15 protein-coding genes are annotated in these 15,715 nt (G+C 32.2%); all 15 read right to left on the bottom strand.

Features of this window, described 5'->3' with window-relative positions; all coding sequences use genetic code 11:
• Window positions 1–17: 17 nt before the first annotated feature.
• Window positions 18–605: a class I SAM-dependent methyltransferase gene (locus BUA73_RS02365; protein WP_072901904.1), complete on the bottom strand. Its 588-nt coding sequence runs from the start codon at window positions 603–605 to the stop codon at window positions 18–20.
• Between the two features lie 41 nt (window positions 606–646).
• Window positions 647–3,280 (bottom strand): AAA family ATPase, encoded by a 2,634-nt coding sequence (locus BUA73_RS02360; protein WP_072901901.1) that lies wholly within the window; start codon window positions 3,278–3,280, stop codon window positions 647–649.
• Window positions 3,277–4,389, bottom strand: coding sequence for a metallophosphoesterase family protein (locus BUA73_RS02355; protein ID WP_072901899.1), 1,113 nt, complete (start codon window positions 4,387–4,389; stop codon window positions 3,277–3,279). Before BUA73_RS02355 ends, BUA73_RS02360 begins: the two co-directional genes overlap by 4 nt.
• A gap of 152 nt (window positions 4,390–4,541) precedes the next feature.
• Window positions 4,542–5,513, bottom strand: coding sequence for an ABC transporter ATP-binding protein (locus BUA73_RS02350; protein ID WP_072901896.1), 972 nt, complete (start codon window positions 5,511–5,513; stop codon window positions 4,542–4,544).
• Window positions 5,506–6,483 (bottom strand): ABC transporter ATP-binding protein, encoded by a 978-nt coding sequence (locus tag BUA73_RS02345; protein ID WP_072901895.1) that lies wholly within the window; start codon window positions 6,481–6,483, stop codon window positions 5,506–5,508. The genes BUA73_RS02350 and BUA73_RS02345 overlap by 8 nt, the downstream gene beginning before the upstream one ends.
• Window positions 6,484–6,495: 12 nt before the next feature.
• Entirely contained in the window at window positions 6,496–7,356 is an 861-nt protein-coding gene (locus BUA73_RS02340; protein ID WP_072901892.1) for an ABC transporter permease, read from the bottom strand.
• Between the two features lie 11 nt (window positions 7,357–7,367).
• Window positions 7,368–8,288, bottom strand: a complete 921-nt coding sequence (locus BUA73_RS02335; protein WP_072901890.1) for an ABC transporter permease — start codon at window positions 8,286–8,288, stop codon at window positions 7,368–7,370.
• Window positions 8,289–8,354: 66 nt separating this feature from the next.
• Window positions 8,355–10,010: an ABC transporter substrate-binding protein gene (locus BUA73_RS02330; RefSeq protein WP_072901887.1), complete on the bottom strand. Its 1,656-nt coding sequence runs from the start codon at window positions 10,008–10,010 to the stop codon at window positions 8,355–8,357.
• Between the two features lie 369 nt (window positions 10,011–10,379).
• The gene (locus BUA73_RS02325; RefSeq protein WP_072901885.1) at window positions 10,380–10,568 is read right to left on the bottom strand and encodes a hypothetical protein; all 189 of its coding nucleotides are present in this window, start codon (window positions 10,566–10,568) and stop codon (window positions 10,380–10,382) included.
• Between the two features lie 56 nt (window positions 10,569–10,624).
• Window positions 10,625–11,731, bottom strand: coding sequence for an alpha/beta fold hydrolase (locus BUA73_RS02320; RefSeq protein ID WP_242942310.1), 1,107 nt, complete (start codon window positions 11,729–11,731; stop codon window positions 10,625–10,627).
• Window positions 11,697–12,560, bottom strand: coding sequence for a nucleoside hydrolase (locus BUA73_RS02315; RefSeq protein WP_072901882.1), 864 nt, complete (start codon window positions 12,558–12,560; stop codon window positions 11,697–11,699). The genes BUA73_RS02320 and BUA73_RS02315 overlap by 35 nt, the downstream gene beginning before the upstream one ends.
• 10 nt (window positions 12,561–12,570) lie before the next feature.
• Complete coding sequence (locus tag BUA73_RS02310) at window positions 12,571–13,263, bottom strand: TIGR04283 family arsenosugar biosynthesis glycosyltransferase (protein WP_072901879.1); 693 nt, start codon at window positions 13,261–13,263, stop codon at window positions 12,571–12,573.
• A complete protein-coding gene (locus BUA73_RS02305) occupies window positions 13,253–14,251 on the bottom strand; it encodes an aminoglycoside phosphotransferase family protein (RefSeq protein ID WP_072902061.1) in 999 nt (332 codons plus the stop codon). The genes BUA73_RS02310 and BUA73_RS02305 overlap by 11 nt, the downstream gene beginning before the upstream one ends.
• The gene (locus BUA73_RS02300; protein ID WP_072901877.1) at window positions 14,244–14,918 is read right to left on the bottom strand and encodes a TIGR04282 family arsenosugar biosynthesis glycosyltransferase; all 675 of its coding nucleotides are present in this window, start codon (window positions 14,916–14,918) and stop codon (window positions 14,244–14,246) included. Before BUA73_RS02300 ends, BUA73_RS02305 begins: the two co-directional genes overlap by 8 nt.
• Before the next feature lie 239 nt (window positions 14,919–15,157).
• Window positions 15,158–15,655: a rhodanese-like domain-containing protein gene (locus BUA73_RS02295; protein WP_072901874.1), complete on the bottom strand. Its 498-nt coding sequence runs from the start codon at window positions 15,653–15,655 to the stop codon at window positions 15,158–15,160.
• Window positions 15,656–15,715 lie beyond the last annotated feature (60 nt).

The following is a 15,715-nucleotide window of genomic DNA, read 5'->3' as shown; positions in this document are numbered from 1 at the left end:
ACACTCTATTTCTCTTTCTATCTCTTTCGAAGTAATAAGTTCAACCACTTCTCTTCTCCCCTTCCCGGCCTTGCATCCGAGGTTATCCAATACTCTTCTATAATAATGGACTCTATACCATAAAGCAACTTTTGAAACTTAGCTTCCGTCATATCCGTAAAGTGCCGTCCATTTCTCTCACCTTCATAAACTCCATATTTAAAGGAAGTATAAATGAGCCCATTATCTTTTAGAGCATTAGCCATTTTTTCAAGTACAACCTTCAATTCATCTGTAGGCAAATGCAAAATTGAAGAGCATGCCCATATACCATCATAAGCTTCTATATCACTTAATTCTTGAAATAACATGTGTTTTACATCTATTCCAGCGTAATCACTGGCCAGCCTGCACAACTCCTTGGAACCGTCAGTAGCGACAACATAGTACCCTTGCTCTAAAAAAAACTTGGCATCACGCCCGGATCCACAACCAAAGTCTAAAATAAAAGCTCCCTTATGAAGTTTTGATACAAAACGGTTTTGTATATCAGATATATCCACTAGAACAGTGCTGTTTGTAAATTTTTCTGCATTCTCATCGTAATAACTTATGGTAGTTGACATATAATATTCCTTCTCCTTATATATTAAATCTTCATATACAGCTAATCAATTTTCCTACTTTCATGGCATGTCATATATATTACTTGGTATTCTTTTGATATCTCATCCATGAATTTTAATGCACCCTCCATTTTCTTGGAGTCGAAATTGACAAAAGGATCATCCAGTAAAATAAAAGGCTTTTCCTTTTCGTACATAGCATCAATCATAGCCATCCTTCTACATATGCCAACCAAATCCTGATATCCTTCACTTAACAGTTCAATTTCTCTTTGTCCACCACATTCAGTCAATGACATATTCAAATTCGCATCAAGCTGATATTTTTTATCATCATTTTTCGCAATCATACCATAATATTTATCAAATGACTGCTTCACAGGATCCATGTATTTAGACGAAAAATTAATTTTAGCCTTTTCTAAATAGTCTCTAGTTTTCCCTAATATATCATATCTATGGTGCAATTCTTCATAGTTTTCTTTAGTTTTTATGAGATTTTCTTCACATTCATCAATTCTATCAAGTTCCGTCATGACAGCATTCTGACTCTGTCTATTTCCTAAGATTTCATCTTTTACATCATCTATTTTTTTCTTCATACTTTGTGACAAATCTACAAGTTCTTCCGATGTCTTTTCCACCGATGGCAAAGTATCATTATGTAGCAGTAAGGATATATTATTGTGCTTTTCAAAATCATTTATAGCCTCAGTCTTCTCTTCCATGTCCTTATTCAAAAACTCAATTTTATTTAATCTATCTCCAATAGCTCTTAATACATTACCAGCGTCATCATTTTCTGTAATCCCTAAAGAATTTAGAAAATTTTTAACCTCTGCACTCATAGCAAAATACTTATTTAGTTGCTCCTGATTTTTTTGTGCTCTCAAAACAAGATTTTTATATTCAGACACAAGATTTTTCAAATCCATAAAAACTTTTAAATAATCACACTGAGTTACATCTTCACAGTACATTTCTAGCACTTGCATAATTTTAGATTTCAAATTATCATATGTCTGTATATCTTCTGCTTTATTGCACTCCTGATACATAAACATCAACTTATTGTATTTTTCCACTTGATTTTTTAATAAATATAAGCTTTCAGAAACCTTCTGTTCACTTACATCACCTTGAAAGTTGTTCATAAACTCGCTTATTTCTTTATCAACATATTGAACAAATTCCGTATCCTTTGCGATTTCTTCCTCGTAATCTTCACATTGACATAATTCTTCCTTTTTTTTACTTAATGATGGTTTCTTTTTCAATAAAAGAGCAACACCTATAGCTATAAATATTATGCCCAATGGTAAAACACTAAAACATCCTATAACTCCAATAAAAATAATAAAAATAGCTAAGATCACTTTTATTATTTTTACTATTTTGCTAATGCTTCTCTTTGGCGCCTCATTAACACTTTTGACTGTTTGCAAAAGATTACTCTTAGCATTAATATTGTTTTTTCTATTTTTTCTCTCCTCCCATTTTTCAATGAGACTGTCTAGGTACTGAGCATCTGGCAAGCCATTTTTGAAAACCTGTGATAAATAGTTTAGTTCTTTCATTTCATTCTGAGAAAGTGTGTTTTCATTTATTTGTTTTTCATATACCTGCAGAGTTTCTATTTTTTTCTCTAAATCATCCATCACTTCCTCATTAGGTATACCTTTTGAAAACTTTTTATTCAGTTCTATGAGCCTACTTTTTTGTGTCTCATCTAAAGAATAATTTGCTGCATTTTCCTTATATACCATGGCAGAAGTTTGATACTTTATATACTGATCCACTTCATCCATTTGTGGTATCCTCACAGGGAATAAATTTTGCTCTTCCTTTAGTCTATACATAGCCTGGAGCTTTACTGATTTCAATTCATTATATTTTTGTAAAAGTACCTTACTATCCTTTATAGAACTCAACTTTCTTATTTCATCTTGAATATTATTGTCGTCCTTTTGAAGTTCCTCTTTTCTAGAATTAAGCTTTTCTAATTGATTCTGCAAGTTGTGAAGTGCATTTTTTTGAACGTCCTTATTCTTAATTTCAGCATTTAATTTATTAATTTCATCATTCAGTTTATATAATTCGCCTGATTTCCTATGAGGTGTTAACCTATCCAATTCTTTTTTTAACTTTGATTGGACTATTTCATATTGACTCATATCAGATATATCACTAGACACATTTCCTATTTTCGCATAAATATCATCAGTAACTGATGTTTTGCAATTTAGTTGGGCAATAAAAACAGTGTTTCCAAAAGACTCTCTGTTTATGTTGAAAAGCTCTTCTCCTATATTGCCATTTCCCATTTTAAAATCATTAGTTAACAAATTAGTCACGTTATCGTATAAGGCAAAAGAATCCTCCTTTTCTTTACTTCCGAATGTCCTCTCTATACGATATTGTCTTCCATTACTCTCAAAGACGAGCTGTCCACCGTATACCTTGCCATTCCAAGGAGCAAACTTCCCTCGCTCCCTTTCAATTACCTTTCTTTTAGACTCATTTTCAAACCCAAAGAGCATTACTTTTATAAAGGTAACGAAAGTACTTTTTCCCCAACCATTATCCTTTAAAATTATATTAAGGTGTTCATTAAAATTATATGTAATATCATGTAACTTACCAAAGTTTTCTATATGACAGCTTATTAACCTCATATCTCAATTTCCTCCCCTTCTAGGGCTTGAATACCACATCTAATAATTTCAGCCCTCTCCTGTTCATCAAGTGATGTTTCGTTTTGCACTGCACGTACAAATTCACCTTTTAAGCTGGCATCTAATAAGTAATTTTGATAATTGATTGCTAATTTTGTATGGTCATATATTTTTATTTTATAAAAACTACTAGAGAATAACTGAACTAGTGCTTCTATGTCTTTTTCACATTCTACATCCACTTTGCCTTCAAGAACTATTTTTACTAAATCCCGTGGTTGGCAGCAGCTCATTTCTAGCTCTTTATTTATACATCTTTCCATATCAGAAGTGGTGTTACAACCCGTCACATCTACAAAAATACAATACAAATTTCTATAGGCAAAAGATACAAACTTTTTTTTGTAAATATGGGTTACTTCATCAATATCTAGCTCTACAAAACCATGCTCTCCACATTCATCGAAGCCTCTTCCCTCAAGGCATCCCGCATAACAGTACTCACCCCTTGGTGGCAATTCCCCCTCTTGGTATTCATGAACATGCCCTAGGGCTAAATAATCAATATTCTTATTTTTTAATCTAGATAAATCTATTATTTCTCCACCTTCTCTAGCTGTATACTCCGATATTTGACCATGAAGAACTACCACATTAAAGGCTTCATAATCTAGCTCCAATGTACTATATATATCACTTTCATTATCTCCACTTAATTCCACACCAGTAATGACTATGGGCCTCTTATTATTTTCTGTCAAATTATAGCTTTTCCATTCTTTTTCGAATAACTTAAGGTTATTTGGTATTTCAGAAATATTCGATATAAAACCATTCATTTCATGATTTCCTGTTAGATAATAAAAGTCAACTTGCGAATTTTCCCTTATTTGATCAATGACCATATTTTTCGCACTTAATGTTATATTTTTTTTATCGAATAAATCCCCAGCAATTATTATTGCTCTCACAGAATTTTTCTTTGCATATTCTACCATTCTTTTAAAAGTATTTAATAACTCAATACGCCTTTCCCTTGCCTTTTCTACATTCAAATTAGTTTCCATTTTTGAATCAAGATGCAGATCCGCACAATGAATTATCTTCATATTTTTCTATCCCTCCTTCTCCTAAATTCTACTCTAACAATATATATACTAGCACAACTATCAATAGAAATACAAAGATATTAAAAAACGGATTTAGGGCTTTTCCTCTAAATCCGTTTTTTCTATGTTGTAATTGCAACTACTATGTTTTTTTATAACCCATAGTGACAATAAAATTTTACTCCATGTATTTCTTCTTGTCTTGGCAACTCTTTTTTGCATATTTCAGTACTATACTTGCATCTTGAATAGAATGGACAGCCTGTACCCTGTTCCTTTGCATTGGCTTCACTAGCTATACAATTGCCTTCACTTACATTTTCATTCTGCCAATTAGGAATCTGCATTTTAGGAACTGACTGAATCAAATATTCCGTATAAGGATGTCTAGGATGATTATACACTTCCTCTGTTGGGCCTACCTCACATATTCTTCCTAAATACATGATTGCAACCCTATGGGCAATGTATCTTACCACGCCTAAGTCATGAGAAATAAACAAATTACTAAAGGTCTTTTCCTTCTGAATCTTTTTCATCAGATTAAGTATTTGAGCTTGTACAGATACATCTAAAGCCGACACAGGTTCATCGCAAACTATAAATTCTGGTTCTAATGCCAAGGCTCTTGCGATTCCTATCCTTTGCCTCTGTCCACCTGAAAATTGGTGTGGATAGCGTTTCATGTGAATTTCATCAAGTCCTACTATTTTTAATAATTCTTTTACCTTTGCTTTTTTTTCTTCCATGGTATTTCCGATTTTGTTCGCTATGAGTGGTTCTAAAAGTATATCTTGGACCTTCATTTTAGAATCTAAGGAAGCATAAGAGTCTTGGAAAACCATCTGTATGTTTTTTCGTACCTCTAACTCCATTTTTCCCTTATGAAATATATTTTTTTCACGAAAGTAAATATTCCCTTCCGTTGGTGTCTCAATTCCCATAATTATTCGACCTAATGTTGTTTTACCGCACCCTGATTCCCCAACTAAACCTAAGGTTTCATTTTCGTATATTGTCAAATCTACATTATGTAATACACTGTTTTTTTTCTTTCTGCCAAAAACTTCTCTACTGACAAATGTTTTACTAACACCCTTTACCTCAATCAAATTCTTACCCATTTGCTGTATCCCCCCTATACAAAAAACATCTCACAAAAGCTCCGTCTTTCTGTGAATACATTTCAAGATTTTCTTTTGTGCATTGTTCCGTTTTATATGGGCAACGTTCTGCAAACCTACATCCTTCAGGAATATCGTCCATAGTTGGTACTACACCTTCTATGGGATGAAGTTGTTCTATCTTTTTATCTGGATTAGGGCACGCCTCAATTAAGGCTTTTGTATATGGATGTTTTGGACTCTCCAGAAAAGTCTTTATGGGAGCAGCCTCAACAATTTGACCACAATACATTACATAGGTGTAATCACAATTTTCACAAATAACAGCTAAGTCATGTGAAATCAGAATTATTGATATAGCAAATTTTTTTCTTAACGAACGAAGCAACTGTAAAATCTGCGCTTGAATAGTTACATCTAAAGCAGTTGTAGGTTCATCTGCAATTAGAAGCGGAGAATCTAGTGCAATAGCCATGGCAATCATAATTCTTTGATTCAACCCCCCTGACAATTGGTGAGGGTATTGATTATACCGCATTTCTGGATTTGGGATTCCTACTGCCTTCATCAATTCCAAAGTTTTCTTTTTGGCATCTTGCTTTGATAAATTAGTATGAATTTTTAATGTTTCTTCAATCTGCTTCCCTACTCGATGAAGCGGGTGAAGAGCCCTTGTAGGTTCTTGAAACATCATTGAGATGTCTTTTCCCCTAATCTTTTTCATATCCTTCTCGCTTATCTCTACAAGGTCCTTTCCATTAAATAAAATTTGCCCCTCTCTAATTTTAATATTAGAGGGAAGTAGCTTCATAATTGCCTGACTAGTCATGCTCTTACCACAACCCGACTCTCCAACAATGCCAACGATTTCTTTTTTCTTTACTCGCAAATCGAGATTTTCTACGATGGCATTTTTAGATTTTGGATCACCAATGGTCATATTTTTAATTTGTAATAATATATCGTCCATCACTTTATACCTCTACTTTTCTTCTGTTCGGTTAGGATCAAGAATATCCCTCAAACTATCTCCAAAGAAATTTAAACACAACGAAATAACTAAAATGTATATAGCCGGTGCCAATGAAATCCATGGTGCATCAAAAAGATAATTTCTACCTTTGGAAACCATTACTCCAAGACTTGTCTGTGGTGGCTGAGCTCCAAATCCCAGGAAGCTTAATCCCGCCTCAGATAAAATGGCGGTTGGAATTGACATTGTGTATATTACCATTAACATGGGACGAATATTGGGCAGAATATGTCGGATCATAATTTTCCATTTGCTAACACCCATAGAACGTGCTGCCTCAATATATGTACTACTTTTTAACGACAATGTCTGTGCCCTAACTGTCCTGGCAACACCTGCCCATCCTACTAAAATCAACGTAAGGAATAAGTTTTTTGTACTCGCCCCTAGATTATAGACGATTGCCATTGCCAAAATCATAAAGGGATATGAAAGTACTACGTCAACGATTCTCATGATAATTGTATCCACTATTTTTGAGGACATACCTGAAATCATTCCAAGGATAGCACCAATAATCAAATTTATAGTAGTGGGTACAAAACCGATAACCAATGATACTCTAGACGCATATAATATTCGACTAAATATGTCCCTACTTAATTCGTCTGTGCCTAAAATATGTTGAGCTGAAGGTGCTTGTCTTACTGCATTATACTGGGTTTCATTAATACCATAAGGTGTTACATAGTCTGCAAATATGGCCAGAAGAATAAAAATGATAATCATAATACAACTAATAAATCCCACAGGATCTTTTTTCATATATTGCACCAGTATTTTTCCTGTTTTTTTGAAGTTTATTTTCATTGTCATTCCTCCTAATCGTAACGTATTCTTGGGTCAATCAATGCATAAATAATATCTGCAATTAGATTTCCTACGATAATAATCATGGTACTTAGAATAATTGTTCCCTGTAATAATGGTATGTCACGATTGGTAAGTGCAGAAATAGATAACGTTCCAATGCCAGGAATTCCAAAAATATTCTCGGTAATCAATGCCCCTCCAAGTAATGAAGTAAATTGTAACATCATAATAGTTATCACTGGAAGAATAGACATTTTTAATGCATGAAACACCACAATCCCAAGGTAACTTTGCCCCTTTGCTTTTGCAGTTGTTATATAATCTGCATTAATAACATCAATTAAGTTTGTACGAATTAATCGTGAAATCTCTCCTGCCATGCTCCACCCAAGTACTATAGATGGAAGTATTAAATGTGCTAAAGAGGAGAAGCCACTAATGGGAGTCCATTTTAATTTGTAGGCTACTAAATACTGCAAAATAATACCCACTGAAAAAGTTGGCATAGAGATTCCCACTAATGATACTCCCATAAAAAGTTTATCCAACCATGTATTCTTGTGTAATGCCGTAAAAACCCCAATGGGAATGCCAAAAACCCAAGCAAACAATATAGCGGACATTGCTAGTTTTAAAGTATTAGGAAATGCATTTTTAATTAACTGCGATACGGGTTGATTCATAATTATAGACTTTCCCAGATCTCCATGCATAAGGTCTTTCACATAACGACCAAACCGCACTGGTATAGGGTCATTCAAATGCATTTGGGCTTCTACACGGGCCACCGTTTTATTGTTTATTTTATTTTGCATCATTGCCGTAACTGCATTACCAGGAATCAAATTCATGAGGATAAAGGTAATCAAGATAACACCTAGAATGATTGGAATTGATACCAAAATTCTTTTCGCTATGTATTTTTGCATTTTCTTCTCCTAACTATAATAAAAGGTCATCACAGAGAATGACCTTTCAATTATTGATACTCTATTTTATTTATTGTATGACTTGTCAATTTCCACATCATGAGTTGAACAGCAAACCCATCCTTGCCAACCAAGCTTGAAATTCTTAAGTCTTGGGCTAATAATGTAATTCATTTTTTTGCCAACTATAGGAAGGTACAATGATTTTTCGCTTGTAATAACCTTTTCCAAATCCTGCAAAGCCTTTATTCTCTCATTGGCATCTAAAATTCCGTTTGCTTCTTCAATTTTTTTACTTAAATCTTTGTCTTTTATGTTGTATCCATTAGACTTACTATTTTCAACTGTGAAAGTTGTAAAGAACTGACCTGGATCTGGCACGTCTGCAGTTACAGGCCCTAGGTACATAGAAAAACCTTCGCCCTTTGATACTGTATCCCAGAAGCTTGTCATATCCATATTTTTAATCTCAACTTTTATTCCAACTTCAGCTAACATAGATTGTACCATTTCATTCATTGGGTGTGTGTATTCACTTTCACCATTCTGAAGAAGTGTCAATTTCACATCATTTTCATGACCTGCTTTTTTCAATAAAGCCTTTGCTTCTTCTAGATTGTATTGTATTTTAGGTTGTTTATCATTGTATCCAGGAATTGCTGGTGGAAGTACACCATTTAATATTATACCCTCGCCATTATAAAAAGTCTTATTCATTAAATCACGATTAATTGCCAGTTGAACTGCTTTACGAATGTTTTCATCTGCAAGGAATTTGTCATTCTGATTAAATAGGAAGTAATCCATGCTTGGTGGAAGATGTGTACCAATATTTTTCTTCCATAATTCATTTCCCTTAAAATAATCTAGATTTTCTGGACTAAGTTTCATGTAATCTAACTCACCATTTTCAAACATCATTCGCTCTGTAGACTTATCAATATTCATTAAGTATCTTACTCCGCCGATTTTTGCTGGTCCATTGAAGTAATCATCATTTTTTACTAAATTAATTTCTTTATCTTGTGTCCAATCTTTGAATTTCATATATCCAGTACCAACTGTGTATTTAGGTTCAAAGCCAAACTTATCTTTTCCTTCTTCAACAGCTTTACGGTTAAATATAGATGCTGGTGCACCTGTAAGACTTGCTAAAAATGAAGATGAAGGTTTCTCTAGAGTTATCTGCACTGTGTAATCATCAGTTACCTTTACCCCTTCAATAACCTTTGATTTTCCATCTAATCTATCCTGATATCCTTTTATATCTGCAAATTGAGAAGCGTTAACACATGCTTCATCTGGATTTACTGCCTTATCAATAGTAAAAAGCACGTCATCTGCCTTGAACTCTTCACCATTATGGAATTTAACTCCCTTTCTTAAATGGAATGTATATACTAATCCATCATTACTGATATCCCATTTTTCTGCTAAACTTGGTATAACTTCTGTTTCTCCAGAATCGCTTACTTTTACTTCAACCAAACGATCATAAATCTGAAGTGGGATAAAATAATCAGCATTTGTTTTTTGAATATCAAGCGTCTTTGGATTTTGGAATAGTGTTAACACCATAACATCTCCATTTTTACTTGAATATTGTGTCTTCTTAGTGTCGTTTTTTGTCGCTCCATTTTTATCCCCTGCTGCATTACATCCAGTACCTATGGCTAATACAGCTGCTAAAAGAACCGCCAAAACTTTTTTTCTTAGTTTCATAAATTTCCTCCTAAGTATAAGTATTGTTTTTCCACGGTTATTATAGACCCTACCTTCAAAGTTTGTCTAATTGAATATTTCTATACTATTTGACTTATCTATTTATTAAATCTATACGAATGATATTATTTTAACAAAAAAATAACATATTCTATCATTCAAAAAAATCTTTTATCTTAAATATTTTTTTTCAATGAACCCAAAGCTTGTATCTACTTAATTGCAACAATTCTACTTTTTATCACATCATATTTACCACTGTCATATGGTATATTTTACAGAATTGTATACTTGCCACTTTGTTAAAATAAAATTAATATATTTTTAATATTATACTTACCATCATCATATGCATTCAAAGGATCACAATCATAATATAGTGCCAATGCCAATTGGTAAGTCATCATTGTAAATGAATAATGCCCTGCTTCTATCATTTCGATAAGCATAAGCTCTAGCTAATAATGACATATCATTTGATACAAAATCTTTCTGTGACTGAGCAACTTTCAACTCTTCTCTCCAATTATCTGGTGTTATTTCTTCTAATCTAATCATTATTCCACCTCAACCTATTTTAAATTTACCACCGATTCATTTTGGTATATCTTATCCTATTTTGCAAATGTATCACATATCCAATTGTAGAACTTTTCTTTTTCTTCTAGTTGCGGATAATGTGCAGCTCCTTCATAAATAATAAATTCTTTTTGTGGAGCCACAATGGAATTAAAGTATTCTTGTGCAGCTGCAGTTGAAGTCATGTGGTCATATTGTCCCATAATAAAGTAAACAGGTATTTCAACATGTTCCACTAACTTTCTTAATGGATTTTTTAGCTGATTTTCCAGTAAAATATCCTGAAATCTTATTACACCCAAAGCATATCCAATTGTATCTAGTAAATTGTATTCTGAGTTAAAAAGTAGACCTGTGGTCATATCCTTTGTTTCATTAATTTTACGTGCCGCACCACCATATTTTCTCACATAATTTCGCGGTGTATTGATTTCACCCCTAGCAATTGAATTCCGTAATCCTTCAAGATAAGCAACGTCAGATTCATTATGTTTTGCTTTTGCTATTTCTATGCAATAATTAAGATTATCTAACTCTCCTGTAATTTGATCAGCAACCTGTCCAATTCCCGCATATGCTTTGTATAATTCAGGAGACTGTGCTATGGCTTGCATGGAAAGGTATGTACCAAAAGAATGACCCATTAAAATAATTTGCTTATTATTAAATCGTTTTGATATTTCCTGAGATAGTTTAACCAAGTCTTCCACTAACAAAGCTGAAGATATCTTTGAATAATCCTCCAAAAAGTGATATGATTTTCCGCTTCCCCGCTGATCATAGTGAATAATGGTAAACTTTTTTTCAAGTTCTTTTTGATATTTTCTGATGTATGGAATTTCTGAACAGCAAGGACCACCATGTACAACCATAATAATAGGATTATCCTTTTTATATCCTCGTATCATAACAGCTAACTTTGTTCCATTAATCTCAATGTAGTCAAGCTGACTAATACTATTTTCTCCTTTAATTCTAGGAGTCCAAGTAGGAAAAATTAGACCTATTAATATCATAAATAGTATACCTAGTACACAACGTTTAAATAGTTTAATAGTTTTTCTTTTTATGATAACACCTCTTTTCATATTGTATTTATTATTCAAACTAAAATTTCTCTCCAAATTTCTTATATTGTTCATATACATGCTCTATAAACTCATCTGCATTTTTTATTTTTGGTATAATAACTTTTCGTTTTTCTCCTTTGCCTATAAGCATACCTTTTTTTATACTCTTTTTATCTGGAGAAATTTCTACATTTTCTTCTATAAATAGTTGTGGATTTAGCATTGCTGCCGCCGCTATAATGTCCCATATGTATATCCCTTTATTTTTGTAAACCTTTTTTTCTCTCTCAAACCAATAAACACTTTCATGGTATAGCCATTTTTCAAATTTGCTTCCATCTTTTAACTTTTCAAATCTTTCTATAGTGAAAAAACAACTTAAACAAGTGTTGCCAGTGGCTATTATAAGGTTTCTACCATGTTCCATTACGTTTAAAGCTGCTTTGTGATTACAGGAAAAATTCAATTCATTCAACAATTTTGTATTAATGATTAGTGGTTCTGTAATTCCCCCCATTAAAACTATACTTTCTATTTTGTCATAAAAACTATTGTCAATTTGCCAAGCATGATACAAGTTTGTTAGTGAACCTGTAACAATCAAAGATAGCTCACCCTTATAGAGATTAGCCATTTTCACTAAAAATTTTGCTGCCTCATTGTTCTTATGAAAATATTTTGCTCCTTTATAAACTGGAATATTTGAGCAGCCAATATCTTTCATAAACTTAATTGTATTTGGATAAACCAAAGATATTTTATGGTTTCCAAAGGTTGTATTTATTCCTAAAACTTCTACATTTTCTTGTGCTAATGTATATATTATTGCATGTCCATCATCAATATCACAGCCATCTATTGCGAAAGTATTATCACAATCTATTATTATTTTTCTAGACATTATATTCCTCCTATGGTTTATATAAATCTACGATTTTATCAATATCCACACCTTTTCTATACATATGTTGGGCTTTTTGCATCTTGATCATAGTCTTAAGCCTACCTTGCTTTATAAATCGCCTGGCTGAAGTTTCAATTATAGAATTTGCTACTACAATCTTCTCCCCAGTTTTTTTTATATCAATTGATAATTGATAATCTTCCATTAGAGGAATTTCCGCAAACCCACCTAGTTTATAAAAAAAGTTTCTTTCTATGAATATGCCTTGATCACCAAAAGCTATATTCCTTAATCTAACTCTAAGATTAGACATAAAACCACATATTTTCATAATAGGACTTTTACTATTGAATTTTATTTTAAAGCAACCTACCTTATGACCTTGAGACATTATTACGTTAATTTTATCTAATGCATCATGAGATAAATAACTATCTGCATGTAAGAACAATAAAATCTTTCCCTTTGCTAATGTGGCTCCATAATTCATTTGGTAAGATCGACCTTTTTTAGGTGAGTAAACAAGCCTGTGGTATTTTTCAATTATTTTATTAGTACCATCATTACTACCACCATCAACAAATATAATCTCGCTATAAGCTTTAAATTGCTCTATATTGTGCAGTAATTCATTTATTGTTTTAGCCTCATTATATACTGGTATTATGATTGAAATTTTATTTTTTTCTTTAATATCCATATAAATATTCTCTCTTTATCATATCTAAAAACTCAGTGGATAGATATGATTTAATTTTTTCATAAGTATATTTATTGACTATAAGTTTATCTGGATTCTGATACTCTGCGTAAGCCATTGAACACCAAGTTATTCCTCTCAGACAGTTTATAGCAATATAATTTTTAACTGACTTCCATAGTTCATTTTCATCTTTATATTCATTAGAATTTTTACAATACTCTTTTATGAAAAAATCTATTTCATCCCTGGATAAAATCTCATCCGTTTTCCAAAAGGTTGTTGTAGGTGCTAAAAAATGTCCTAAATCTTGAGCTGGATACCCATATACAGGTTTCTCCCAATCTATCAAGTAATTGTCTTTATTTTCACCATTTATAAGGAAATTTCCTGAATTCAATTCTGTATTTATTATGGTTCTGTGTCCTATATCATCATTGCTTATATTTTTACCTATTTCCAATAAATTTTCTATTTTATCTATAGTACTTTCATCCGTATAATTTGATTTCTTATAATTCCCAAACATATTTAAGCATTCTTCATATATAGCTTTTACTGGATTTTCTGGTTTTATTAAATTATTAACCTCTGGAACATTTTCATTGTGAATGTCAGCTAAAATTTCCGCGGCAATTTTTAAATGTTTTTTATAATCCAAAGAATTTCCTGGCAGATACTCCATGATCAAGAATCCATAAGGTAACAACCTTTTACTATCATCATAATAAATAGGCTTTGGAGTTCTTTTAGTATTTTGTAATAGCTCTAAGGCTCTATATTCGTATTCAATCTGATTGTTTAAATCCATCTGACTGTCTGTTGCAATTCTAAGGACTAATTTTTTATTATATTTTTTTGAATTGAAAATATAACTTATATTGTATTCCCCTTGCCCCAAAATTGAAAACTCTTCATTCTCTTCTATTCCAAATTCATCTATGAAATTTTTATCTTTTCTTATTTTATCTAGATTAATTCTACACATTTTTATCACATTCCCTCATAAATTTATTAACTATAATTCTAGTGTTTTCACAAATAATATTATCATCTTCTTTTAAAATTTTATATAATTTCATAAAATCTTTTTTATCATCTATATCCAATTGAATATGTCCCTCTCCGTAACTTAACCCTAAACTTTTGATTTTTTCTATAGTTTCTTCATATACAGAACTAGTACTGTACTTCATTTTGAATAAATCTAAATTAGCTTGCTTCATTCCTATTAAATAATACCCACCATCGTAGGTTGGGGAAATTACCACTTCATTTTTCTCAAGAATATCAAAAGCCAGTTCTATGTCTTTATGATTTATAAGAGGAATATCACTGCCTATAAGAACTACTCTTTTATAGTCTTTTAGTGCGGTAGATATGGCATTATACATCTTGTCCCCTATATCATTTCCTTCTTGTTTTATAAACTTTGCCTCTCTATGTGTAATATTCTTTAGTTTGTCTAAATCTCCTATTGCCGAATAATTAATAATTATATTTATTCCCATAGTGCTTATACAATTATAAATATCCTTAATAAAAGCCGTCTGCAATTCTACACAAAGCTCTTTTGTCAAAAATGGTTCCAATCTTGTTTTTATTCGGCCTAGCTCAGGGGCTTTTGTAAAAAAAACTATTGCTTTATCTTTCATTATTACCACCTCCCTTCCTTAATTTTTATCTGATGGCTAGCCGTTGTAACACACCCTCCTAGGAGGGCGATGACATGAGCCACGCCCCTAGATAACGACTTCTAACCTTCACGTGGGGTTAAAACTCCACGTGAAGCTAAGAATTCTGTTTATTCTATCATTTAATTGTTTATTAGCAACTAAAAAATGACTATTCACTGATTGTTGTAAAGTGAATAGTCATCATTCATCATTTAAAGTTATTTTTCTAATAAATCAGTATACTCGCTGCCGCCTGCTTCCCAAGCCTTCATACCGCCTTTTAATGTGAAAATCTTATCTTTTGATACGCCCATTCCTATCAATAAATCAGTAGCTTTCTGTGCATATGTTTTACCTGAATAGCATATTAAAGCGTATTTTGCATCTGCTTTTCCAGTCTTGCTTCCAGTTGCTTCTAAAAGTCCATCCTCAAGACTAGCTATTCCAGCTTTATCATCTCCACCCTTGTTAGCAGCATCAACATCTGCTTCAAAAGCGCCTTTTATATGAGATTTTTTATAATCCTCAATCTTTCTTACATCAAGAATCACATATTCTTTTGTCTCATCAATTGATTTTTTTAGTTGTTCAATGGAAACATACTCCATAGGGTTGTTGCTTGCAACTTCTTCCTTTTTTCCGCATGCAACTAATACTATTGATAATGATAGTATTACTAACATAGGAATTACTTTAAATAATCTGTTTTTAGTCATAATATCCCTCCGTTTTTTATTTTAAAATAATTTTATAATAAATCTATTAAATTATTAAAT

The organism is Hathewaya proteolytica DSM 3090, assembly GCF_900142225.1.
In the GTDB taxonomy this organism is placed as follows: Bacteria; Bacillota; Clostridia; order Clostridiales; family Clostridiaceae; genus Hathewaya; species Hathewaya proteolytica.
The sequence above is the reverse complement of the archived record's forward strand: the minus strand, read 5'-3'. Positions and strand labels throughout refer to the sequence as shown.